The sequence below is a fragment of the Pseudomonas sp. C9-3 genome (genome assembly GCF_032392015.1).
In the GTDB taxonomy this organism is placed as follows: domain Bacteria; phylum Pseudomonadota; class Gammaproteobacteria; order Pseudomonadales; family Pseudomonadaceae; genus Pseudomonas; species Pseudomonas nitroreducens.
The window spans coordinates 5,923,426-5,946,513 of the sequence record NZ_CP135919.1; the positions used below are offsets into that span (position 1 = coordinate 5,923,426).

Below are 23,088 nucleotides of genomic sequence, written 5' to 3' on the forward strand. Positions count from 1 at the left end.
GAAAAAGCCACCGTCGCGACGAACGCATCCGGCGGTTTTTTCTGCGCGGGCCTGACAATGCGGCCCGGTGTGCCACGCGGTGTCCTGCGCCCGAGCATACGCAAGCCACTTCTTTATCGACATTGCACTAGGACAATTGCCGCCGGTGTGCTGGTCGGTCACTCTGCACCCCTGACCAGACGGAGCGCTGAAGATGGAAGCCTGGCGTCGCGCCCTGGCCGACCTGCGGGTCGGCGAATCCAAGTACAAGACATTGGTGCAGGCCATTGCCGGCGACATCGAGCAGGGCCGCCTGAGCGACGGCCAGCGCTTGCCGCCGCAGCGCCACGTCGCCGATGGCCTGGGGATCAGCGTGCAGACGGTGACCAATGCCTACAAGGAACTGGAGCGCCAGGGTCTGGTGCGCTGCGAGGTGGGGCGTGGCAGCTTCGTCTCGCGGCGGATGACCGAGGGCATGGCCCATTACATGGTCGACCACCCCGAGCGCGCACTGGTGGATTTCTCCATCGCCAGCATCGTCCACACGCGCGAGCACGACCGCCTCTGGCAGGACACCTGCCGCGCGCTGGCGCAGGAAACCGACCAGCCCTGGATGCGCGCCTGCCGCCCAGTCGCCGGCTTCGATGCGCACCGCGATGCCGGTGTGCAGTGGCTGTCGCAGCTGGGCCTGCAGCGCGAGCGCGATGACGTGCTGATCACCAACGGCGCCGCCCACGGCATCTTCCTCGCGCTCGCCTCACTGGCCGGGCCGGATGACGTGGTGCTCTGCGAACAGCTCACCGACCACGGCGTGATCGGCAATTCCCAGGTACTGGGTTTTACCCTGAAGGGCGTGGAGATCGACAAGCAGGGCATCGACCCCGAGCACTTCGAAGACCTTTGCGCGAACGAGCGCATCACCGCGCTGGTCTGCACGCCCAACCTGAACAACCCGACCTCCTGCCTGATGCCCGACGCGCGCCGCCGCGAGATCGCCGCCATCGCCCAGCGTTACGGTGTTCACGTGATCGAAGACGACGTCTACGGCCCGCTGCTTGGCGAGCGCCGCCCGCCACCGCTCAGCCACTACCTGCCGGACTTGTCGTTCTACTGCACCAGCTTCACCAAGAGCGTGCTGACCGGCCTGCGCATCGGTTACCTGGCCATGCCGCGGCGGCTGGCGCTGCGCACCGAGAGCATCCTGCGGGTGAACAGCTGGATGGCCACGCCGTTTGTGGCGGAAGTCGCTTCACGGTGGATTCGCAATGGCAACGCCCAGGCGCTGATCAGCCTGCAGCGCCAGGTTCTGGAGAAGCGCCAGGGCTTGGTGCGCGACCATCTTGGCGAGCATCTGCGCGGTTGCGACCCGCACTCCCTCAGCGCCTGGATCGGCATCCCCGAGCATTGGGAGCTGGACAGCCTGGTGCGCGAGCTGCGCCACCGGCACATCGCCGTCACGCCACCCGATCCCTTCATGGTGCGCGGCACGCCCAGGCCTCGCGCGGTGCGTTTGTGCATGGGGGCAGAATGCAGCGACGAGCGCATGGTGTCCGCGCTGGAGGACATGCGCGAGCTGTTCGGGCAGTACCCGAAGATTCACGACTTCTGATGCCGGCTCTTCCTGTAGGAGCGAGCTTGCTAGCGAAGCGGACTTCCCGTCGGCTCTGACGCTGGGCGGGTTAGCGAGCACGAACTGAGCGCCCCCTCGCTCCCACGAAAATCCCTCTGCGAACTACATCGTCCTAGTACATTCATCGCGACAATTTCCCGCCCCTACACTCGGCCCCACTGCATTCCCCGGAGGCCGAGATGGAGCCGATTCCCCTCGTCGAGCTGTACCGAGCACGCCAGCGCATCCAGGGCCTGGTGCGGCAGACGCCGTTGGAGCATTCGCCCAGCCTGTCGCGTCTGCTCGGGGCACCGGTGTACCTCAAGCTCGAATCCCAGCAGATCACCGGCAGCTTCAAGCTGCGCGGCGCGAGCAACGCGATCGCTCAGCTCAGCGATGAGCAGAAGGCCAAGGGCGTGGTCGCGGCCTCCACCGGCAACCACGGCCGGGCGCTGGCCCACGCCGCGCGCGTGCTCGGCGTGCACGCCAGCATCTGCCTGTCGCAGTTGGTGCCGGCGAACAAGGTCCAGGCCATCCGCGAACTGGGCGCTGAAGTCTGCATTATCGGCAACAGCCAGGACGACGCCCAGGCCGAAGCCGAACGCATTGCCCGTGAGCAGGGCGCGGCACTGCTGCCGCCCTTCGATCACCCACAGATCATCGCCGGCCAGGGCACCCTGGGCCTGGAAATCCTCGAACAACTGCCGGACGTGCGCCAGGTGCTGGTACCGCTCTCCGGCGGCGGCCTGTTCGGTGGCGTGGCGCTGGCGCTCAAGCAGGCGGACCCGAGCATCCGCGTGCACGGCATCAGCATGCGCCGAGGCGCGGCCATGGCCGCCAGCCTCGCCGCCGGTCACCCGGTGGACGTGGAAGAGCTGCCGACCCTGGCCGACTCCCTCGGCGGCGGTATCGGACTGGACAACCGCTACACCTTCGCGCTCGCCCGCGACTACTGCGACCAGTTGCACCTGCTCGACGAGCCCTCCATTGCCGCCGGTATCCGTCACGCCTACCGCGAGGAGCGGCAGGTGGTCGAAGGCGCCGCCGCCGTCGGCATCGCCGCGCTGCTCGACGGCCTGATCGCGCCGGTCGGCCCGGTGGTGGTGGTGGTCAGCGGCCGCAACATCGCCATCGAACAACACCAACAGATCCTCGAGGAAACTGCCCATGGCTGACGTCACCCTGCTCAGCGAAGCCGACCTGCGCGCCTGCGTGGCGATAGACCGGGAGAGCCTCGACGCCGTCGAACAGGCCTTCCGCCTGCTGGCCACGGCGCCGGTGGCGATGCCGCCGATCCTTCGCCTGGACGTGCCCGAGCACAACGGCGAAGTCGACGTGAAGACCGCCTACCTGCCGGGCCTGCCGCGCTTCGCCATCAAGGTCAGCCCCGGCTTCTTCGACAATCCCAAGCTGGGCCTGCCCAGCCTCAACGGCATGATGATGCTGCTGTCCTCCAAGACCGGCCTGCTCGACGCGCTGCTGCTGGATAACGGCTACCTCACCGCCGTGCGTACCGCCTGCGCTGGCGCAGTGGCGGCCAAATGGCTGGCCCGCGAGAACTCGCGCCAGGTCGCGCTGATCGGCGCCGGGGAACAGGCGCGGCTGCAGCTCAAGGCGCTGTGCCTGGTGCGGCCCATCGAAGGTGCCAGCGTCTGGGCGCGGGACATCGCCAAGGCGCGGCAATGTGCGCAAGAGCTGAGCGGTAGCCTGGGCATTGCGGTCACGCCTTGCGCCAGCATCGACGAAGCGCTGGAAGGCGCCGACATCGCCATCACCACTACGCCCAGCCGCGAACCGCTGATCCAGAAAAAACACCTGCGCCCCGGCCTGCACATCACCGCCATGGGTTCGGACGCCGAGCACAAGAACGAGATCGCCGCCCAAGCGCTGGCCGCCGTCGACCACTACGTCGCTGACCGCCTCAGCCAGACCCTGGTGCTGGGCGAGCTGCACCACGCGGTGGCGGCCGGCAGCGTCAGCCTCGACGCGGATTTCGCCGAGCTCGGCCAGGTGATCGCCGGGCTGCGCCAGGGCCGCGTGCGCGCCGAGGACATCACCCTCTGCGACCTCACCGGCACCGGCGCCCAGGACACCGCCATCGCCGGCCTGGCCTTCCAGCGGGCACAGCGGATGGGCAAGGGATTCAAGTTCCACAGCTAATCACTGACCTGTAGGAGCGAGCTTGCTCGCGAACGGGTTCCCCGGCAGCGCTAAAGCTAGGCGGGTTCGCGAGCAAGCTCGCTCCTACAAAAGCAAAAAACAAAAACCGAAAGAGGATTTCCGCATGTCCGAAATCGTCGTCAACCTCCCCTTCAGCCGGGAGGAATATGCCCAGCGGATCGCCAAGGTCCGCGCCAGCATGCAACAGCGCGGCATTGAACTGCTGCTGGTTACCGATCCATCGAACATGGCCTGGCTGACCGGCTACGACGGCTGGTCCTTCTACGTGCACCAGTGCGTGCTGCTGGCGCTGGACGGCGAGCCGGTCTGGTTCGGCCGCGGCCAGGACGCGAACGGCGCACGACGTACCGTGTTCATGCAGGCGGACAACATCGTCGGCTACCCCGACCACTACGTGCAGTCCACCGAGCGTCACCCGATGGACTACCTGTCCCGCGAGGTCATCGCCGCGCGCGGCTGGGCGAGCTGGAGCATCGGTGTGGAGATGGACAACTACTACTTCAGCGCTGCCGCCTTCCGCTCGCTGCAGGCGAACCTGCCGAACGCCAGGTTCGTCGACGCCACGGCCCTGGTGAACTGGCAGCGCGCGGTGAAGTCGCCGCGCGAGATCGATTACATGCGCGTCGCCGCGCGCATCGTCGAGAAGATGCACGCGCACATCGTCGAGCGCATCGAGCCGGGTATGCGCAAGAACGAGCTGGTCGCCGAGATCTACAGCACCGGCATCCTCGGCGTCGACGGCCACGGCGGCGACTACCCCGCCATCGTCCCGCTGCTGCCCACCGGTGCCGACGCCAGCGCGCCGCACCTGACCTGGGACGACACGCCCTTCGAGCGCGGCGCCGGCACCTTCTTCGAGATCGCCGGCTGCTACAAGCGCTACCACTGCCCGCTGTCGCGCACGGTGTTCCTCGGCAAGCCGCCGCAGCATTTCCTCGATGCGGAAAAAGCCGTGGTCGAAGGCATCGCCGCGGGCCTCGACGCAGCGAAGCCGGGTAACATCACCGGCGACATCGCCCGTGCCTTCTTCGGCGTGCTGGAGAAGTTCGGCATCCACAAGGACAGCCGCTGCGGCTACCCCATCGGGATCAGCTACCCGCCGGACTGGGGCGAACGCACCATGAGCCTGCGCCCGAGCGACAACAGCGTGCTGGAACCGGGCATGACCTTCCACTTCATGCCGGGCCTGTGGATGGATGACTGGGGTCTGGAGATCACCGAGAGCATCCTCATCACCGAGCGCGGCGTGGAGACCTTCTGCGACTACCCGCGCCAGCTGTTCGTGAAGGAGTGAGGCGATGACACAGTCCCTCGATAAAGAGCTGCGCGAAAACCCCATCGCCGCCAGCGTCGATTTCCAGCGCGACGGCGTGCAGCACGGCCACCTCAAGCTGCCCTACTCGCGGGATGATTCGGCCTGGGGCGCAGTGATGATCCCGGTCTGCGTGGTGAAGAACGGCGACGGCCCCACCGCGCTGCTCACCGGCGGCAACCACGGCGACGAGTACGAAGGGCCGGTGGCGCTCAGCCGCCTGGCCCAGGAACTGCGCATCGAGGACGTGCGCGGCCGGTTAATTATCGTGCCGTTCATGAACACGCCGGCGTTCCATGCCGGCAAGCGCACCTCGCCCATCGACGCCGGCAACCTCAACCGCAGCTTTCCCGGCCGCCCGGACGGCACGGTGACGCAGAAGATCGCCGACTACTTCCAGCGCACCCTGCTGCCGCTGGCGGACGTGGTGCTGGACATCCACTCCGGCGGCCGGACCCTGGATTTCCTGCCCTTCGCCGCCTGCCACGTGCTGCCGGACAAGGCCCAGCAGGAAGCCAGCGAGGCGCTGATGCGCGCCTTCGCCGCGCCCTACGCCATGCGCATGTTGGAGCTGGATGCGGTGGGCATGTACGACAGCGCCGCCGAGGAACAGGGCAAGCTGTTCGTCACCACCGAACTGGGTGGCGGTGGCACCAGCAGCGCGCGCACCGTGGCCATCGCCCGGCGTGGTGTGCGCAACCTGCTGGTTGAGGCTGGCATTTTGCGCGGCGAGATCGAGCCGGCGAAGTCGGTGATGCTCGACATGCCCGACGCTGACTGTTTCGTCGCCAGCGAGCATGGCGGCCTGCTGGAGATGTGCCGTGACCTGGGCGAGCGTGTCGAGCGTGGCGAAGTGCTGGCGCGGGTGCATGACGTGCTGCGCACCGGCGCCGCGCCGGTGGAGTACCGCGCCAAGCGCAGCGGCATCCTCGCCGCGCGGCATTTCCCCGGCCTGGTGCAGAGTGGCGACACCCTGGCGGTGGTCGCCGAGGTACTGGACTGAACGGGAGCCCGTCATGATCAAGCTCGACCGCTACGACCTGAAGATCCTGCGCATCCTCGCTGGCGACGGGCGCATCACCAAGTCGAGCCTGGCCGAGGCGATCAACCTCTCGGTCAGCCCGGCCTGGGAGCGTGTGCGCAAGCTGGAGGAGGCCGGGTTGATCAAGGGCTACCGCGCGCAGATCGACTGGCCGGCGCTGTTCAAGCAGCAGCAGGTGCTGGTGGAAATCACCCTGGCGCGCCACACAGCTCAGGACATGAAGCGCTTCGAACAACGCCTGCAACAGTCGCCGGAGGTCGGTTTCTGCTACGCCACCGGCGGCGGGGTGGATTACATCGCGATGATCCAGGCGCGCGACATCGACCACTACCAGCGCTTCATCGACCAGCTGTTGCTGGAGGACGTGGGGATCGAGCGCTACTTCACCTATATCGTCACCAAGGTAATCAAGACCCAGGAGGCGGCGATTCCCGCCGAGGCGCTGGAGGCAGGTTCCCTGTAGGAGCGAGCTTGCTCGCGAACCCGCCCAGCTCCAGCGCGGCCGGTGAATCCGTTCGCGAGCAAGCTCGCTCCTACAAAACCCAAGACCGCTGACCCGCGGGAGAGGGCTGGGGCGAAGAAAGCCCCGTGCACCCAAATTCAGCTGAGCAAAAATTGCACGACAAAACCTGACTTTGAGGTCCGGATCGTATACAATGCGCGCCGCTCGGCATGGTGCCGGGCATGGGTTCCCTCACCCCATCGACGAAAAAGGCCCAAGCATGTCGGCATCCCTTCCGGCGGCACGGCGCGGCGCACTCGCCGGCCTGGTCGCGTTCCACATTCTGATCATCATCGCCAGCAACTACCTGGTGCAGCTGCCAATGACCCTCTTTGGCTGGCACACCACCTGGGGTGCGTTCAGCTTCCCGTTCATCTTCCTGGCCACCGACCTCACCGTCCGCCTGCTCGGCAAGCGCCCGGCACGGTTGGTCATCGCGCGGGTGATGATCCCGGCGCTGCTGGCTTCCTACGTCATTTCGGTGATCTTCCAGGAAGGCGCCTTCAGAGGCTTCGCCTCGCTGGGCGAATTCAACACCTTCGTGGCGCGGATTTCCCTGGCCAGCTTCCTGGCCTACGTGTTCGGGCAGATCCTCGACATCCAGGTATTCGATCGCCTGCGCCGCATGCGCCAGTGGTGGATCGCCCCGGTGGTCTCGACGCTGTTCGGCAACCTGCTGGACACCTTCACCTTCTTCTCCATCGCCTTCTGGCACAGCGACAACGCCTTCATGGCCGAGCACTGGGTGGAGATCGCCTGGGTCGACTACGGCGTGAAGCTCGCGGTCATGCTGATGCTCTTCGTGCCGCTCTACGGCATGCTGCTCAGCGCCATCACCCGCAACCTGCGTCGCGCCGCAACGGCCTGACGCCACCCGAAAAAGCCCAACAGCGGCGGCAGAACTGCAAAAAGATTTGCCGCCGCCGTCCCCCGCTTAGGAAAAAACCGCGCGCCCGCGGCCCCTAGGATGGTTCCCATGCCATCCGCCAAGGAGCCGCCGCCATGTCCTACGCCCATCCCCTGCTGTTCAAGTCGCTCTGCTACGTGAACGGCCATTGGCTGCACAGCGCCAGCGGCGCCAGCATCGCCGTCGACAACCCCGCTACCCGCGAAGCCATCGGCCACGTGCCGCTGCTCGACCGCGAACAGATCGTCGGTGCCATTGACGCCGCCGCCGCGGCCTTCCCGGCCTGGCGAGCGCGCAGCCTGGATGAGCGTAGCGCCCTGCTGCGCCGCTGGGCCGAACTGATCCTCCTGCACCGCGACGACCTGGCGCAGATCCTCAGCCTGGAACAGGGCAAGCCGCTGGCCGAGGCCCTCGGCGAGATCGACTACGCCGCCAGCTTCATCCCCTGGTTCGCCGAAGAGGCTCGCCGGCTGAACGGCCGCAACATCCCCAGCCACATCCCCAATGCGCACCTGGGCACGGTGGTCGAGCCGGTGGGCGTCGCCGCGTTGCTGACGCCGTGGAACTTCCCCTCGGCGATGATCACCCGCAAGGCCGCCGCCGCCCTCGCCGCCGGTTGCAGCGTGGTGGTCAAACCGGCACACGAAACGCCTTATTCCGCGTTCGCCCTGGCACAGCTGGCCGAAGAAGCCGGCTTCCCCGCCGGCGTGTTCAACGTGGTGCTGGGTGAGCCGCAGATGGCTATGGAAACCCTGGTCGGCGACAGCCGCGTGCGCGCCGTGAGCTTCACCGGCTCGACCCGCGTGGGGAAGCTGGTGCTGCAAGCCGCCGCCCGCGACGTGAAGAAAGTCGCCCTGGAGCTGGGCGGCAACGCGCCCTTCATCGTCCTGCCGGACGCCGATCTGGAGCAGGCGGTGAAGTTCGCCATCGACGCCAAATTCCAGACCTCCGGGCAGGACTGCTGCGCGGCCAACCGCATCCTGGTCGCCCGCGAACTCTATGAGCCCTTCCTGCAGCGTTTCGCCCGCGCCGTGCGTGAGCTGCGCGTCGGCCCGGCCAGTGATGCGCGCAGCCAGATCGGCCCGCTGATGCACCAGGGCGCCTTCGACGTGACCTGCGAGCGTGTGCGGGACGCCGTCGACCAGGGCGCGCGCCTGCTCGCCGGCGGCGAACCCCATGCACTCGGCGGCTGGTTCCACCAGCCAACCGTGCTGGCCGACGTCACCCCGCAGATGCGTATCTGGCGTGAGGAAAACTTCGCGCCGATTGCCGGTGTGAGCGCGTACGACGACCTGGACGAAGCCGTCCGGCAGGCCAACGACACCGAGTACGGCCTGGCTGCCTACCTTTGTGGGCAACGCCTGGATCACATCTGGCCGCTGATGCGGCGCCTGGAGTTCGCCATGGTGGCGGTCAACGGCGCCAAGTTCACCGGCCACCCCATTCCCTTCGGCGGCATGAAGGCCTCTGGCCTGGGCCGCGAAGGCGGCAGCGAGGGCTTCGAGCCCTTCGTCGAAACCAAGTACTTCGCCTTGCACCACGGCGCCATCTGACCGGGAGAACACCGCCATGACCGACTACGCCAAGCTGTTCATCGAGGACCGCGCGCACTTCATGCACCCCTCGACCCACGCCCACGATCACGCCAGCGGCTCGCTGCCGGGGCGGATCATCACAGGCGCCTCCGGTGTGCGCATCCGCGATCACCAGGGGCGCGAGCTGCTCGATGCCTTTGCCGGCCTGTACTGCGTGAATATCGGCTACGGCCGCACCGAAGTCGCCGACGCCATCCATGCACAGGCCACGCAGCTGGCCTACTACCACACCTACGTGGGGCATTCTTCCGAGGCGATCATCGAGCTGTCCGCGCGGATCATCCGCGACTGGGCGCCGTCCGGCATGAAGAAGGTCTACTACGGCCTCTCCGGCTCCGACGCCAACGAAACCCAGGTCAAGCTGGTGCGCTACTACAACAACGTGCTGGGCGGGCCGCAGAAGAAAAAGATCATCTCGCGCCAGCGCGGCTACCATGGCTCGGGCATCGTCACCGGCAGCCTCACGGGGCTGGCGAGCTTCCACCAGCACTTCGACCTGCCGGTGGAAGGCGTCAGGCACACCCTGTGCCCGCACTTCTACAAGGCGCCGGCGGGCATGGACGAGGTGAGTTTCGTTCGCCACTGCGCGCAGGAGCTGGAAAACCTGATCCTCGCCGAAGGCCCGGATACGGTGGCCGCCTTCATCGGCGAGCCGGTGATGGGCACCGGCGGCATCATCGTCCCGCCCAAGGGCTACTGGGAGGCGATCCAGGCGGTGCTGGCGAAGTACGACGTGCTGCTGATTGCCGACGAAGTGGTCTGTGCGTTCGGTCGCGTCGGCGACAAGATGGGCAGCCAGCGCTACGGCATGCGCCCGGACCTGATCACCACGGCCAAGGGCCTGACCAGCGCCTATGCGCCACTGTCGGCGGTGATCGTTGGCGAGAAGGTATGGGACGTGATCGATAGCGCGTCCAGCCGCGAAGGCGCCATGGGCCACGGCTGGACCTACTCCGGCCACCCGATCTGCGCCGCGGCGGCACTGGCCAACCTGAACATCCTTGAGCGGGAGAACATCACCGCCAACGCCGCGGAGGTTGGCGGCTACCTGAACCAGCAACTGCGCCAGACTTTCGAGGGCCACCCGCTGGTGGGTGAAGTGCGCGGCGACGGCATGCTGGCCGCGCTGGAGTTCATGGCCGACCGCGAGGCGCGCACGCCCTTCGACCCGGCGCTGAAGGTCGGCCCGAAGGTATCGGCTGCGTGCCTTGAGCGCGGCATGATCGCCCGCGCTATGCCCCATGGCGATATCCTCGGTTTCGCCCCGCCGCTGGTGCTCACTCGCGCCGAGGCGGACGAGATCGTCGGCATCGCCAAGTCGGCAGTGGATGCGGTGGCTGCCGAGGTGCTGTAGAGGCTTTGCGTAGGAGCATTGCTCTTTGTAGGTGCGAGCTTGGCACCTTAGCCGCCGGGAGGTCCGTTCGCGAGCAGGGGCTAGGCGCCCCCTCGGTCCTACAGGTATCCCCACCGGATTGCGTGGCGGCACCGAAAAGGGCGCTTAGGCGCCCTTTGCCTTGTCCAGCTTGCGCAGGAACACCGTCATTTCCTTCTCCGCCTGCTTATCGCCATGGGCCTGAGCGGCGGCCAGCCCGTCGGTCCAGGCGGTGCGGGCGCCGTCCAGGTCACCCTCGGCCTGCAGCGCCTTGCCCAACAGCTTCCAGGCGGCGGAGTACTTGGGGTCCTGCTCCACGCAGCGGCGCAGGTGTTCGGCGGCCTTCACCGCGTCGCCGGCATCCAGGTAGCCCTTGCCCAGGCCGAAGCGCAGCAGTGAGTTGTCCACGCCCTTGGCGAGCATCTTTTCCAGTGAATCGATCATGGCGGGTCTCCGTCAGCAGGCCGCCATTCTGCCCCAAGATCCGTGCCTCATGTGCGCCAGAAGGCGGGCGTGAGCAGGATCAGCAGCGAGAACACCTCCAGCCGTCCCAGCACCATCGCCAGGCTCAGCACCAGCTTGGCACTGCCCGGCAGATGGCCGTAATGCACGGCCGCTTCGCCCAGCGCCGGGCCCAGGTTGTTCAGGCAGGAGGCGAGCGTGGAGAACGCCGTGAGCTGGTCCACGCCCAGGGCCAGCAGCACCAGCATCAGGGTCACGAAGGTCAGCAGGTAGATGGAGAAGAACGCCCACACCGACTCCACCACCCGGTCGGACACCGTGCGCCGCCCGAGCTTGACCAGGAACACCCCGTTGGGATGCAGCAGGCGGAGGAATTCGCGCATGCCCTGGCGGTACACCAGCAGCATGCGCATCACTTTCATGCCGCCGCCGGTGGAGCCGGCGCAAGCGCCGATGAAGGTGCTGTAGATCAGCAGATACGGCAGCAGGGTCGGCCAGGTGCTGAAGTCGGCAAGACCGAAGCCGGTGGTGGTCGCCACCGAAATCACCATGAACGCCGCATAGCGGATCGCCTGCAACGGCGAGTCGTAGTGGTGCTTGAGGATCAGCGTTGCCGCGGTGATCAGGAACAGCACCAGCAGGATGCCCAGGTACGCTCGGCATTCCGGGTCCTTCAGGTAGTGGCTGACCTTGCGCTGGCGCCAGGCGAGGAAGTGCAGGCTGAAGTTGATCCCGGAAATCACCAGGAAGGTCATGCAGATCAGCTCGATCAGCGGACTGTCGAAGTAGCCGATGCTTGCATCGTGGGTGGAGAAGCCGCCAATGGCGATGGTGGAGAAGCTGTGGCCGACCGCGTCGAACAGGCTCATTCCCGCGGCCCAGTAGGCCAGAGCGCAGGCCAGGGTCAGGCTGCAGTAGATCAGCCAGAGGGTCTTGGCAGTATCGGCGATACGCGGCGAGAGCTTGTGGTCCTTGAGCGGGCCGGGCATCTCCGCGCGGTACAACTGCATGCCGCCGATGCCGAGCATCGGCATCACCGCCACCGCCAGCACCACGATGCCCATGCCGCCCAGCCACTGCAGCTGCTGGCGGTAGTAGAGGATGGCGTGGGGCAACGCATCGAGGCCGGTGAGCACGGTCGCGCCGGTGGTGGAGAGACCCGAGAAGGACTCGAACAGCGAGTCGACCAGGCCCATGTGCGGTGCGTCGGACAACGCGAACGGCAAGGCGCCGAACGACCCCAGGACGATCCAGAACAGCGCCGTGACCAGGTAGCCATCGCGGATGCGCAGGTCCTGCTTGTGCTGGCGGCACGGCCACCAGAGGGCGAAGCCGGTCAGCAAGGTGACCAGGAAGGACAGCGCGAAAGGCTGCCAGGAGTGCTCGGCGTAGTGCAGGTCCACGAGCAGTGGCGGCAGGTGCGTAACGCTGAACAGCATCAGCAGTACGCCGAGGATTCGACCGATGGAGGAGTAGCGCATGACCTGAGGCAGACAAGCAGGAACAGGCCGCGCAGGGTGACAAGGGAGGCTGGATGGCGCAGTAGGACCTGTCTGAAAGAGCCTCGGAATTAACTGGCAGGGCCGCCTTGCGGCGGCCCGGGGTCGATCAGAAGAAGGTCAGGCCGGCCTGGAACAGCCGCTCGACGTCGCGGATGCGCTTCTTGTCCACCACGAAGAGAATCACGTGGTCGCCGGACTCGATCTTCGTCTCGCCGTGGGCGATCAGCACGTCGTCGTCGCGGATCACCGCGCCGATGGTGGTGCCCGGCGGCAACTGCACTTCGTTGATCCTGCGGCCGATGACCTTGCTCGACTTGGCGTCGCCATGGGCGACCACCTCGATGGCCTCGGCGGCGCCACGGCGCAGGGAGTGCACGCTCTCGATGTCGCCGCGGCGCACGTGGGTCAGCAGGGTCCCGATGGTGGCCAGTTGCGGGCTGATGGCGATGTCGATCTCGCCGCCCTGCACCAGGTCCACGTAGGCGGGGTTGTTGATCAGCGTCATCACCTTGCGCGCGCCCAGGCGCTTGGCCAGCAGCGAGGACATGATGTTGGCCTCGTCGTCGTTGGTCAGGGCAAGGAACAGGTCGGTGTCGCCGATGTTCTCTTCCAGCAGCAGGTCGCGGTCGGAGGCGCTGCCCTGGAGCACGATGGAGCTGTCGAGGTTGTCCGAGAGGTGCCGGCAGCGCGCCGGATTCATCTCGATGATCTTCACCTGGTAACGGCTTTCGATGGCTTCGGCCAGACGCTCGCCGATGTTGCCGCCGCCGGCGATGATGATCCGCTTGTAGCTGTCCTCCAGGCGGCGCATCTCGCCCATCACCGCGCGGATATGGGCCTTGGCGGCAATGAAGAATACTTCGTCGTCGGCCTCGATCACCGTGTCGCCCTGGGGAATGATCGGCCGGTTGCGCCGGTAGATCGCTGCCACGCGGGTATCCGCATTGGGCATGTGCTCGCGCAGCTGGCGCAGCTCCTGGCCCACCAGCGGGCCGCCATAGTAGGCACGGATGCCCACCAGCTGTGCCTTGCCTTCGGCGAAGTCGATCACCTGCAGGGCGCCGGGATATTCCACCAGGCGCTTGATGTAGTTGGTCACCACCTGCTCGGGGCTGATCAGCACGTCGACCGGGATCGCCTCGTTGTCGAACAGCCCGGCGCGGGTCAGGTATGCCGCCTCGCGCACGCGGGCGATGCGCGTCGGGGTGTTGAACAGGGTGTAGGCGACCTGGCAGGCCACCATGTTCACCTCGTCGCTGTTGGTCACGGCCACCAGCATGTCGGCGTCGTCGGCGCCAGCCTGGCGCAGCACGGTGGGGAACGAGGCCTTGCCGTGGACGGTGCGGATGTCCAGGCGGTCGTTGAGGTCGCGCAGGCGTTCGCCGTCGGTGTCGACCACGGTGATGTCGTTGGCTTCGCTGGCGAGGTGCTCGGCCAGAGTGCCGCCGACCTGGCCGGCACCGAGGATGATGATCTTCATGGGAGCGGCGTGCTTTCCGTATCGGACTGCGTTGCGCCCGCTGTTAGCGGGCGGAAATCTTGATCAGCTTGGCATAGTAGAAGCCGTCATGCCCGCCCTGCTGCGCAAGCAGCTGGCGGCCGTGGGGCTGCTTGATGCCCCAGGGGCCGGGCAGGTCCAGCTCGCGGGCGCCGGGGGTGCGACCGAGGAACGCGGCGATCTGTTCGCTGTTCTCCTGCGGCATCACCGAGCAGGTCGCGTAGACCATTACGCCACCGACTTCGAGCGTGGCCCACAGGGCATCGAGCAGCTCAGCCTGCAGTTGCGCCAGCGCCTCGATGTCCTCGGCGGTGCGGGTCAGCTTGATGTCCGGGTGGCGGCGGATCACGCCGGTGGCGGAACAGGGGGCGTCCAGCAGGATGCGCTGGAAGGGTTTGCCGTCCCACCATTTGGCCGTGTCGCGGGCGTCAGCGGCGAACAGCTGGGCATCGAGTTGCAGGCGTGCAAGGTTCTCGCGGACGCGCACCAGGCGGCTTTCTTCCAGGTCCACGGCGACCACGCCAGCCAGTGCGGGCTCGGCCTCCATCAGGTGGCAGGTCTTGCCGCCGGGAGCGCAGCAGGCGTCCAGCACGCGCTGGTTCGGCGCCAGCTCGAGCAGGTCGGCGGCCAGTTGCGCGGCCTCATCCTGCACGCTGACCCGGCCTTCGGCAAAGCCTGGCAGTTCGCGGACGTCACAGGGCTGCACGAGGTTGATGCCGTCACGACTGAACTCGCAGGCGGTCGCTTCGAAGCCAACGCGGTTCAACTCTTCCAGGTAGGCATCGCGGCTGCCATGGCGGCGGTTCACCCGCAGGGTCATCGGCGGGTGAGCATTGTTCGCGGCGCAGATGGCCTCGTACTGCTCCGGCCAGGATTTCTTCAGCGCTTTCTGCAGCCAGCGTGGATGCGCCAGGCGTGCAGCCGGGTCCTTGTCGACTTCGGCCAGCAGGGCTTCGCTCTCGCGCTGGGCGCGGCGCAGCACGGCGTTGAGCAGGCCCTTGGCCCAGGGCTTCTTCAGCTTGTCCGCGCAGCCGACGGTCTCGCCAATGGCCGCGTGCGGTGGAATGCGGGTGTAGAGCAACTGGTACAGGCCGACCAGCAGCAGTGCCTCGACGTCACGGTCGCCGGCCTTGAACGGCTTCTGCAGCAGGCGCGCGGCGAGGGTGGACAGGCGCGGCTGCCAGCGAGCGCTGCCGAAGGCCAGCTCCTGCACCAGGCCACGGTCGCGCGGCTCGACGTTCTCCAACTGGGTCGGCAGCGAGCTGCCCAGCGAGGCGCGGCCGGCCAGTACGGCGGCCAGCGCGCGGGCGGCCGCCAGGCGAGGATTGGTACTCATGCGTCCGGCCCTTGCTGGCCAAGGGTCTGGCCAGCGGCAAACTGTTCGCGGCGGCTGTTGAACAGGTCGGCGAAGGCCAGCGGCTTGCCGCCAGGCAGTTGCAGGCGGGTCAGCAGCAGTGCGCCTTCACCGCAGGCGACCAGCAGGCCGTCGCGGCTGGCGTCGAGGATCTTGCCCGGTTCGCCCTTGCCTTGCGCGGGCTGGGCGCCGAGTACTTTCAGCGCGGCGTCACCGAGCGTGGTGTGGCAAACCGGCCACGGCGTGAAGGCGCGGATGCGGCGCTCCAGCTCGTCGGCCGGGCGCGACCAGTCGATGCGTGCCTCTTCCTTGTTCAACTTGTGCGCGTAGGTGGCCAGGGCGTCGTCCTGCACCTCGCCTTTGAGCGTGCCGGCGGCGAGGCCGGCAATGGCCTCGATCACCGCCTTCGGGCCCAGCTCGGCGAGGCGGTTGTGCAGGCTGCCGCCAGTGTCCTCGGCGGAAATCGGCGTGCTGACCTTGAGCAGCATCGGCCCGGTGTCCAGGCCGGCTTCCATCTGCATCACGGTTACACCGCTCTCAGCGTCGCCGGCTTCCACTGCGCGCTGGATCGGCGCCGCACCGCGCCAGCGCGGCAGCAGCGAGGCGTGGCTGTTGATGCAGCCCAGGCGCGGGATATCCAGCACCGCCTGCGGCAGGATCAGGCCGTAGGCCACCACCACCATCAGGTCCGGCTTGAGCGCGGCCAACTCGGCCTGGGCGGCGGGATCGCGCAGGGTCGGCGGCTGCAGCACCGGCAGGCTATTCGCCACGGCGAGTTGCTTGACCGGGCTGGGCATCAGCTTCTGGCCACGGCCGGCCGGGCGGTCCGGCTGGGTGTAGACGGCCACCAGCTCGTGGGGGCCGCCCAGCAGGGCCTTGAGGTGCTCGGCGGCGAATTCCGGGGTGCCGGCGAAGACGATGCGCAGTGCTTGGCTCATATCGGGCTCTTCAAAAAGAAAAGGCTTGCCGGGGCAAGCCTTTGGGAGATGGGGTCACGCCTGTTGCCGGTGCTGCTTTTCCAGCTTCTTGCGGATGCGGTCGCGCTTGAGGTTGGACAGGTAGTCGACGAACAGCTTGCCGTTGAGGTGGTCGCACTCGTGCTGGATGCACACGGCGAGCAGGCCCTCGGCTTCCTCCTCGAAGGGATTGCCATCGCGGTCCTGGGCCTTGATCCGCACTTTCTGCGGGCGGTCTACATTTTCGTAGAAGCCGGGCACCGACAGGCAGCCTTCCTGGTACTGGTCCATTTCCTCGGTGAGGTAGTCGAACTCGGGGTTGATGTAGACCCGGGGTTCGGACTTGTCCTCGGAGAGGTCCATCACCACGACGCGCTTGTGTACGTTGACCTGCGTTGCCGCAAGACCAATGCCCGGCGCCTCGTACATGGTCTCGAACATGTCGTCGATCAGCGTACGCAGGGCGTCATCGAAGACCGTGACCGGCTTGGCGATGGTCCGCAGGCGCGGATCGGGGAATTCGAGAATGTTCAGAATGGCCATATACGTTTGTGATGCACTTGTGGAATAAAGTCAAAATCGGCTGCTAATATGCTGAGCAGCATCGAAAAACGGCTGGAAAGCGCGGTAGGGGCGGCTTCCAGGCGTTTCATGTGTACACATAATAAAGGGATTCACCGCATGAGGAAAACACTACTCGCCCTGCTGCTGCTCGCTGCAGGCGGGATGGCGCAGGCTGCCGTGCAGCTCAAGGAAGGCCATCCGGATCGCTATACCGTAGTGAAGGGCGACACCCTCTGGGACATCTCCGGCAAGTTCCTCAGCAAGCCGTGGAAGTGGCCGGAAATCTGGCAGGTGAATCCGCAGATTCAGAACCCGCACCTGATCTACCCGGGTGACGTGCTGAGCCTCACGTACATTGACGGCCAGCCGCGCCTGATGCTCAACCGCGGCGAGTCCCGCGGGACCATCAAGCTGTCGCCGCGGGTGCGCAGCACCCCGATCGCCGAGGCGATCCCGACCATTCCGCTGGACAAGATCAACGCCTTCCTGCTGTCCAACCGCATCGTCGACAGCGACACCGACTTCTCCAACGCTCCCTACGTGGTCGCTGGCGACCAGGAGAGCGTGATCAGCGGTGCCGGTGACCGTGCCTACGCCCGCGGCAATTCGCTGTCGGAAGAGGGCAGCTATGGCATCTTCCGCCAGGCCAAGGTCTACCACGACCAGGAGACCAACGAAGTCCTGGGCATTGACGCCATGGACGTCGGTGGCGCCAACGTCACCGCGAAGGAAGGCGATATCGCCACCCTGATGCTGACCCGCACCACCCAGGAAGTCCGCTCGGGCGACCGCCTGTTCCCCACCGAGGAACGCGCGATCACCTCGACCTTCATGCCCAGCGAGCCGAGCACCCCGATCAAGGGCACCATCATCGACGTGCCGCGCGGCGTGACGCAGATCGGCAAGTACGACGTGGTGACCATCGACAAGGGCACCCGCGACGGCCTGGCCGAAGGCAACGTACTGGCGATCTACAAGCTGGGCGAGACCGTGCGCGATCGCGTCACCGAAGACATGGTGAAGATCCCGGACGAGCGCTCGGGCCTGGTGATGGTCTTCCGTACCTACAACCGCCTGAGCTACGGGCTGGTGCTGACCGCTACCCGCTCGCTGGAAGTCAACGACCGCGTCCAGAACCCGTGATACGCGCGTGACTTGAAGAAACCCCGCTTCGGCGGGGTTTTTTGTGGGCGTGATCCGGAAGGGTCCGACAGCGGCGGAACCAGCAGGCGCGACATAGTCCGGCGATCTCCTTGCACCGAGGATTTCGCCATGCCCGTTGACCCAACTCTCTCCCCGGCCGAACTCGAAGCGCGGCTGCGCCTGCATGCCTTGCCGGAACTGGGGCCACGACGTTTTCGTCGGCTGCTGGACGCCTTCGGCTCGGCGTCTGCTGCCTTGAGCGCGCCAGCGGCGGCGTGGCGCTCCCTGGGGCTGCCCGCCAGTTGTGCAGAGCCACGCCGCGACGCGCGCATTCGCGAGCAGGCGGCGCAGGCCATGCGCTGGCTGGAGGCGCCGGCGCAGCACCTGCTCATGTGGGATTCACCGGGCTATCCGGCACTGCTCGCAGAATTGGAGGATGCACCGCCTCTGCTGTTCCTGGCTGGCGAGCCGACCGTGCTGGAGCGGCCGCAGCTCGCGATGGTCGGTAGCCGCCGGGCCAGTAAGCCGGGGTTGGATACCGCGCGGGCCTTCGCCCGCAGCCTGGCCGGCGGTGGTTTCGTGATCACCAGCGGGCTGGCTTTGGGGATCGACGGGGCTGCCCATGAGGGCGCGCTGGACGGCGGCAAGACCGTCGCCGTGCTGGGGACAGGCCTGGAGCACCTCTATCCGCGCCGTCATCTGGGTCTGGCGAGGCGTATCGTCGAGCAGGGCAGCGCGCTGGTTTCCGAGTTTCCGCTGTACACCCCACCCCAGGCTTCGAACTTCCCCCGGCGCAACCGGATCATCAGTGGCCTGTCCCTGGGCACCCTGGTGGTGGAGGCCAGCCCGTCCAGCGGTTCGCTGATCACGGCGCGGCTGGCCGCCGAACAGGGCCGCGAGGTCTATGCGATCCCCGGCTCGATCCATCATCCCGGGGCGCGCGGCTGCCATGAGCTGATCCGCCAGGGCGCGACGCTGGTGGAGACGGTCGAGCACATTCTCGAGGGCTTGCAGGGCTGGACGCGCAGCGCGCCGAGTGTGGAAGCCGCGCCTTCGTGGCCGTCCCATCCGCTGGTCGATCTGCTGCGTGCCGCCCCGCAGAGCAGCGAACAACTGGCGCTGCGCAGTGGCCTGGAGCTACCGCAGGTGCTGGTTGAGCTCACCGAGCTGGAGCTGGACGGGCGGGTGGCCTGCGAGGCCGGCGTCTGGGTGCATCGCGCCCCATGAGCACGTAAACTGCCGCGCATCGCAGATCCGAGGAACTCCCGATGTACAGCAACTGGCGTACCCAGCGCATGGCCCAGGTCGTGCGCGATGGCGGTGTGATCGCCTATCCGACCGAAGCCGTCTGGGGCCTGGGCTGCGACCCGTGGAGCGCCGACGCCGTGTACCGCCTGCTGGCGATCAAGGCGCGGCCGGTGGAAAAAGGCATGATCGTGGTGGCCGGCGACATCCGCCAGTTCGACTTCCTCCTCGAAGACCTGCCCGAAGCCTGGCAGGACAAGCTCGCCGCCAGTTGGCCCGGCCCCAACACCTGGCTGGTGCCGCACCAGGGGCGCCTGCCCGAGTGGGTGACCGGCGAGCACGATACCGTTGCCCTGCGCGTCACCGATCATCCGCTGGTGCGCGAACTGTGCCGCTACACCGGCCCGCTGATCTCCACGTCGGCCAACCCCGCCGGCCGCCCCGCCGCGCGCAGCCGCTTGCGCGTCGAGCAGTACTTCCGCGGCGAATTGGACGGCGTGCTCGGCGGCGCCCTGGGCGGGCGCCGCAATCCCAGCCTGATCCGCGACTTGCGTACCGGCGAGACCGTTCGCCCGTCGTAAGCCGGTCACCACGACGCGACCCGGTTCGCGAGCAAGCTCGCTCCTACAAAAAGCGATACCGCCGCACCCTGTAGGACCGAGGAGGCGCCTAGTCCTTGCTCGCGAACGCTGTTCAGGTCAGGGCAGCAGAATGGTCGACCCGGTGGTACGCCGCGCCGCCAGTTCCGTCTGCGCCTTGGCCGCCTCGGCCAGACTGAAGCGCTGGTTGATCTCCACCTTCACCTTGCCGCTGGTGATCATGCCGAACAGGTCGTCCGCCATGGCTTGCAGGCGTTCCGGCGTGCTGGCGTAGCCGAACAGCGTCGGGCGGGTGACGTAGAGCGAGCCCTTCTGCGAGAGGATGCCCAGGTTCACCCCGTCCACCGGGCCGGAGGCGTTGCCGAAGCTCACCACCAGGCCGCGCGGCGCGGTGCAGTCCAGCGAGTTCAGCCAGGTGTCCTTGCCCACCGAGTCATAGACCACCGGGCATTTCTTCCCGTCGGTCAGCGCCAGCACGCGCTCAACCACGTTCTCGTGGCTGTAGTCGATGGTTTCCCAGGCGCCGTGGGATTTCGCCAGGTCCGCCTTGGCCGCCGAGCTGACGGTGCCGATCAGGTGTGCGCCGATGGCCTTGGCCCACTGGCAGGCGATCAGCCCGACGCCGCCGGCGGCCGCGTGCCAGAGGATGGTCTGGCCCGGCTGCACGTTGTAGGTCTGGCGCAGCAGGTACTGCACGGTCAGGCCCTTGAGCATGACGGCGGCGGCCTGCTCGAAGGTGATCGCATCGGGCAGCTTCACCACGCTGGCGGCCGGCAGCGTGTGCTGCTCGCTGTAGGCGCCCAGCGGGCCGGTGGCGTAGCCGACGCGGTCGCCGACCTCCACGTTGGTCACTGCGCTGCCCACCGCTTCCACCTCGCCGGCGCCTTCAGTGCCAACCCCGGACGGCATCGCTGGCGCGGGATACAGACCGCTACGGTAGTAGGTGTCGATGAAATTCAGGCCGATGGCGCGGTTGCGCACCCGCACCTCGTTGGGACCGGGCTCAGCGGGGGTGTAGTCGACGATTTCGAGGACTTCCGGGCCGCCGGTCTTGGCGAATTGAACACGCTTGGCCATGTCGCTCTCCTGATGGCGCGAGGCTCTGCCTCGCCGGGGAAAAGACTTTCATCCAAGCCGCCAGCTTGACGGCCGTCAAGACCAGCTTTGCCGGCGGCGATGGTATGCTTGCGCCCGTTTTCGCTCTTAAATCCCGCTCCGGCCCGCGCCACGCGTGGCTTTCCCGCTCCAAGGTGATTCTCGTGACCGACCGCATCGAGGCCGTGAAGGCCTACCTGCTCGACCTGCAAGACCGCATCTGCGCCGCACTCGAAGCCGAGGACGGCAGCGCACGTTTCGTCGAAGACGCCTGGCAGCGTCCGGCTGGCGGTGGCGGTCGTACGCGGGTGATCGGCGACGGTGCCCTGATCGAGAAAGGCGGAGTGAATTTCTCCCATGTATTCGGCAGCGGTTTGCCGCCGTCCGCCAGCGCACACCGGCCTGAACTGGCCGGCCGCGGCTTCCAGGCGCTGGGCGTGTCGCTGGTGATCCACCCGACCAACCCGCACGTGCCAACCTCCCACGCCAACGTGCGCTTCTTCATCGCCGAGAAGGAAGGGGAAGAGGCCGTGTGGTGGTTCGGTGGCGGTTTCGACCTGACGCCCTACTACGCCCACGAAGAAGACTGCGTGCTCTGGCACCAGGTCGCCCGCGACGCCTGCGCGCCCTTCGGCGAGGATGTCTACCCGCGCTACAAGGAATGGTGCGACCGCTACTTCCACATCAAGCACCGCAACGAGCCGCGCGGTGTGGGCGGCCTGTTCTTCGACGACTTGAACCAGTGGGACTTCGACACCAGCTTCGCCTTCCTGCGGGCCATCGGCGATGCCTACCTCTCCGCCTACCTGCCCATCGTGCGCAAGCGCAAGAACACCCCGTACACCGAGCAGCAGCGCGAGTTCCAGGCCTTCCGTCGCGGCCGCTACGTCGAATTCAACCTGGTCTACGACCGCGGCACCCTGTTCGGCCTGCAGTCGGGCGGGCGCACCGAGTCGATCCTCATGTCCCTGCCGCCGCAGGTGCGTTGGGGCTATGACTGGAAGCCGGAGCCGGGCAGCGAGGAAGCGCGCCTGACCGAGTACTTCCTCACGGATCGGGACTGGTTGGCGCAGGCCTGACCGTCATCTTTCGGGCGGTTCGCGAGCAAGCTCGCTCCTACGAAAAGCCCGCGAGCCGGACCGCTCTTCGTAGGAGCGAGCTTGCTCGCGAACATGGCTTGGCACCCAAACCGAAAAGTCGCAATCTCTGCGCCTTCTTGTACTTCACGCTTCAGGATTCTGAATGGACCGCTACTGCGTCTTCGGCAACCCCATCGGCCACAGCAAGTCGCCGCAGATTCACCGTCTGTTCGCCGAGCAGACCGGCCAGGTGCTGAGCTATGACGCGCGCTTGGCGCCGCTGAATGACTTCGCCGGGAACGCCCGCGAGTTCTTCGTTGAGGGCCTGGGCGGCAATGTTACCGTGCCGTTCAAGGAAGACGCCTACCGCCTGGCCACCGAGCTGAGCGAGCGCGCGCGCCGGGCCGGTGCGGTGAATACCCTGAAGAAGCTGGAAGGCGGCGGACTGCTGGGCGACAACACCGACGGCGCCGGGCTGACCCGCGACCTGACGGTGAATCACGGCGTCGTACTGCGCGGCGCGCGCATCCTGGTGCTGGGCGCCGGTGGCGCGGTACGCGGCATTCTCGAACCCTTCCTTGCTGAGCAGCCGGCTTGCATCGTCATCGCCAACCGCACCGAGTCCAAGGCTGAGCAACTGGCCGAGGAGTTCAAGGACCTGGGTAATGTGCGCGGCGGCGGATTCGAGCTACGCGACGAGCCCTTCGACCTGATCGTCAATGGCACCTCGGCGTCCCTGGCCGGCGAGCTGCCGCCCATCGACCCGGCGCTGCTCAAGCCGGGGCATACCGTCTGCTACGACATGATGTACGGCAAGGACGTTACCGCGTTCAACCGCTGGGCTGCCGTGCATGGCGCGGCGCGCTGCATCGACGGGTTGGGCATGCTGGTGGAGCAGGCGGCGGAGGCCTTCCTGCTGTGGCGTGGCGTGCGGCCGGACTCGGCGCCGGTGCTGGAAGAATTGCGCCGGCAGCTCAAGGGCTGAGTGCTCGGCAGGGCGTGCGACCACTTGTAGGAGCGAGCTTGCTCGCGAACCACGCCCAGCAGCGAAGTCGCCTGGAGAATCTGTTCGCGAGCAAGCTCGCTCCTACA

At 66.9% G+C, this 23,088-nt stretch carries 21 protein-coding genes; 14 read left to right on the plus strand and 7 right to left on the minus strand.

The genetic code is table 11. The features are described 5' to 3' along the window. The first annotated feature begins 193 nt into the window (after positions 1-193). The 9 genes from RS899_RS27105 (at position 194) to RS899_RS27145 (ending at position 10,481) form a co-directional block, all read left to right on the plus strand. Positions 194-1,588 (plus strand): PLP-dependent aminotransferase family protein, encoded by a 1,395-nt coding sequence (locus tag RS899_RS27105; RefSeq protein ID WP_315808488.1) that lies wholly within the window; start codon positions 194-196, stop codon positions 1,586-1,588. 200 nt (positions 1,589-1,788) lie between these two features. After that, positions 1,789-2,763, plus strand: coding sequence for a hydroxyectoine utilization dehydratase EutB (gene eutB, locus RS899_RS27110; protein WP_315808489.1), 975 nt, complete (start codon positions 1,789-1,791; stop codon positions 2,761-2,763). Beyond that, positions 2,756-3,748, plus strand: coding sequence for a cyclodeaminase (locus RS899_RS27115; RefSeq protein ID WP_315808490.1), 993 nt, complete (start codon positions 2,756-2,758; stop codon positions 3,746-3,748). The genes eutB and RS899_RS27115 overlap by 8 nt, the downstream gene beginning before the upstream one ends. 124 nt (positions 3,749-3,872) lie before the next feature. Further along, the gene (gene doeA, locus RS899_RS27120) at positions 3,873-5,063 is read left to right on the plus strand and encodes an ectoine hydrolase DoeA (RefSeq protein WP_315808491.1); all 1,191 of its coding nucleotides are present in this window, start codon (positions 3,873-3,875) and stop codon (positions 5,061-5,063) included. 4 nt (positions 5,064-5,067) lie between these two features. After that, positions 5,068-6,084, plus strand: coding sequence for a N(2)-acetyl-L-2,4-diaminobutanoate deacetylase DoeB (doeB, locus tag RS899_RS27125; protein ID WP_315808492.1), 1,017 nt, complete (start codon positions 5,068-5,070; stop codon positions 6,082-6,084). Positions 6,085-6,097: 13 nt separating this feature from the next. Next, positions 6,098-6,586, plus strand: a complete 489-nt coding sequence (locus tag RS899_RS27130; RefSeq protein WP_315808493.1) for an Lrp/AsnC family transcriptional regulator — start codon at positions 6,098-6,100, stop codon at positions 6,584-6,586. A gap of 259 nt (positions 6,587-6,845) precedes the next feature. Further along, on the plus strand, positions 6,846-7,493 hold the full coding sequence (locus RS899_RS27135) for a 7-cyano-7-deazaguanine/7-aminomethyl-7-deazaguanine transporter (protein WP_054907568.1): 648 nt from the start codon (positions 6,846-6,848) through the stop codon (positions 7,491-7,493). Between the two features lie 134 nt (positions 7,494-7,627). Continuing rightward, complete coding sequence (locus tag RS899_RS27140) at positions 7,628-9,085, plus strand: NAD-dependent succinate-semialdehyde dehydrogenase (protein WP_315808494.1); 1,458 nt, start codon at positions 7,628-7,630, stop codon at positions 9,083-9,085. A gap of 16 nt (positions 9,086-9,101) precedes the next feature. Continuing rightward, complete coding sequence (locus RS899_RS27145; protein ID WP_315808495.1) at positions 9,102-10,481, plus strand: aspartate aminotransferase family protein; 1,380 nt, start codon at positions 9,102-9,104, stop codon at positions 10,479-10,481. Between the two features lie 144 nt (positions 10,482-10,625). Here the strand turns inward: RS899_RS27145 and RS899_RS27150 are convergent, their stop codons facing one another. The 6 genes from RS899_RS27150 to def all read right to left on the minus strand — a co-directional run bounded on the left by RS899_RS27150 (position 10,626) and on the right by def (position 16,814). Beyond that, positions 10,626-10,943 carry a tetratricopeptide repeat protein gene (locus RS899_RS27150; protein ID WP_054907565.1) on the minus strand — a complete coding sequence of 106 codons (318 nt, stop codon included), beginning with the start codon at positions 10,941-10,943 and terminating at the stop codon, positions 10,626-10,628. Positions 10,944-10,990: 47 nt separating this feature from the next. Then, positions 10,991-12,442, minus strand: a complete 1,452-nt coding sequence (locus RS899_RS27155; RefSeq protein ID WP_054907564.1) for a TrkH family potassium uptake protein — start codon at positions 12,440-12,442, stop codon at positions 10,991-10,993. Positions 12,443-12,569: 127 nt separating this feature from the next. Further along, positions 12,570-13,943, minus strand: a complete 1,374-nt coding sequence (gene trkA / locus RS899_RS27160) for a Trk system potassium transporter TrkA (RefSeq protein WP_054907563.1) — start codon at positions 13,941-13,943, stop codon at positions 12,570-12,572. 43 nt (positions 13,944-13,986) lie between these two features. Next, on the minus strand, positions 13,987-15,297 hold the full coding sequence (gene rsmB, locus RS899_RS27165) for a 16S rRNA (cytosine(967)-C(5))-methyltransferase RsmB (protein ID WP_054907562.1): 1,311 nt from the start codon (positions 15,295-15,297) through the stop codon (positions 13,987-13,989). Continuing rightward, entirely contained in the window at positions 15,294-16,253 is a 960-nt protein-coding gene (fmt, locus tag RS899_RS27170) for a methionyl-tRNA formyltransferase (RefSeq protein ID WP_315808496.1), read from the minus strand. Before fmt ends, rsmB begins: the two co-directional genes overlap by 4 nt. 54 nt (positions 16,254-16,307) lie before the next feature. Next, a complete protein-coding gene (def, locus tag RS899_RS27175; protein WP_054907560.1) occupies positions 16,308-16,814 on the minus strand; it encodes a peptide deformylase in 507 nt (168 codons plus the stop codon). A gap of 138 nt (positions 16,815-16,952) precedes the next feature. Here def and RS899_RS27180 point away from each other — a divergent pair, with 138 nt between their 5' ends. The 3 genes from RS899_RS27180 (at position 16,953) to RS899_RS27190 (ending at position 19,804) form a co-directional block, all read left to right on the plus strand. Next, positions 16,953-17,978 carry a LysM peptidoglycan-binding domain-containing protein gene (locus RS899_RS27180; RefSeq protein WP_233296874.1) on the plus strand — a complete coding sequence of 342 codons (1,026 nt, stop codon included), beginning with the start codon at positions 16,953-16,955 and terminating at the stop codon, positions 17,976-17,978. A gap of 129 nt (positions 17,979-18,107) precedes the next feature. Continuing rightward, positions 18,108-19,205 carry a DNA-processing protein DprA gene (gene dprA / locus RS899_RS27185; protein WP_315808497.1) on the plus strand — a complete coding sequence of 366 codons (1,098 nt, stop codon included), beginning with the start codon at positions 18,108-18,110 and terminating at the stop codon, positions 19,203-19,205. A gap of 41 nt (positions 19,206-19,246) precedes the next feature. After that, positions 19,247-19,804 (plus strand): L-threonylcarbamoyladenylate synthase, encoded by a 558-nt coding sequence (locus RS899_RS27190; protein WP_315808498.1) that lies wholly within the window; start codon positions 19,247-19,249, stop codon positions 19,802-19,804. A gap of 117 nt (positions 19,805-19,921) precedes the next feature. Here RS899_RS27190 and RS899_RS27195 read toward each other — a convergent pair whose 3' ends face one another. Beyond that, the gene (locus RS899_RS27195; protein ID WP_315808499.1) at positions 19,922-20,899 is read right to left on the minus strand and encodes an NADPH:quinone reductase; all 978 of its coding nucleotides are present in this window, start codon (positions 20,897-20,899) and stop codon (positions 19,922-19,924) included. A 182-nt stretch (positions 20,900-21,081) separates the two neighbouring features. Between RS899_RS27195 and hemF the strand changes: the two genes are divergently transcribed. Then, positions 21,082-21,996 (plus strand): oxygen-dependent coproporphyrinogen oxidase, encoded by a 915-nt coding sequence (gene hemF / locus RS899_RS27200; protein ID WP_024763659.1) that lies wholly within the window; start codon positions 21,082-21,084, stop codon positions 21,994-21,996. A gap of 163 nt (positions 21,997-22,159) precedes the next feature. Next, positions 22,160-22,981 carry a shikimate dehydrogenase gene (gene aroE / locus RS899_RS27205; protein ID WP_315808500.1) on the plus strand — a complete coding sequence of 274 codons (822 nt, stop codon included), beginning with the start codon at positions 22,160-22,162 and terminating at the stop codon, positions 22,979-22,981. Positions 22,982-23,088 lie beyond the last annotated feature (107 nt).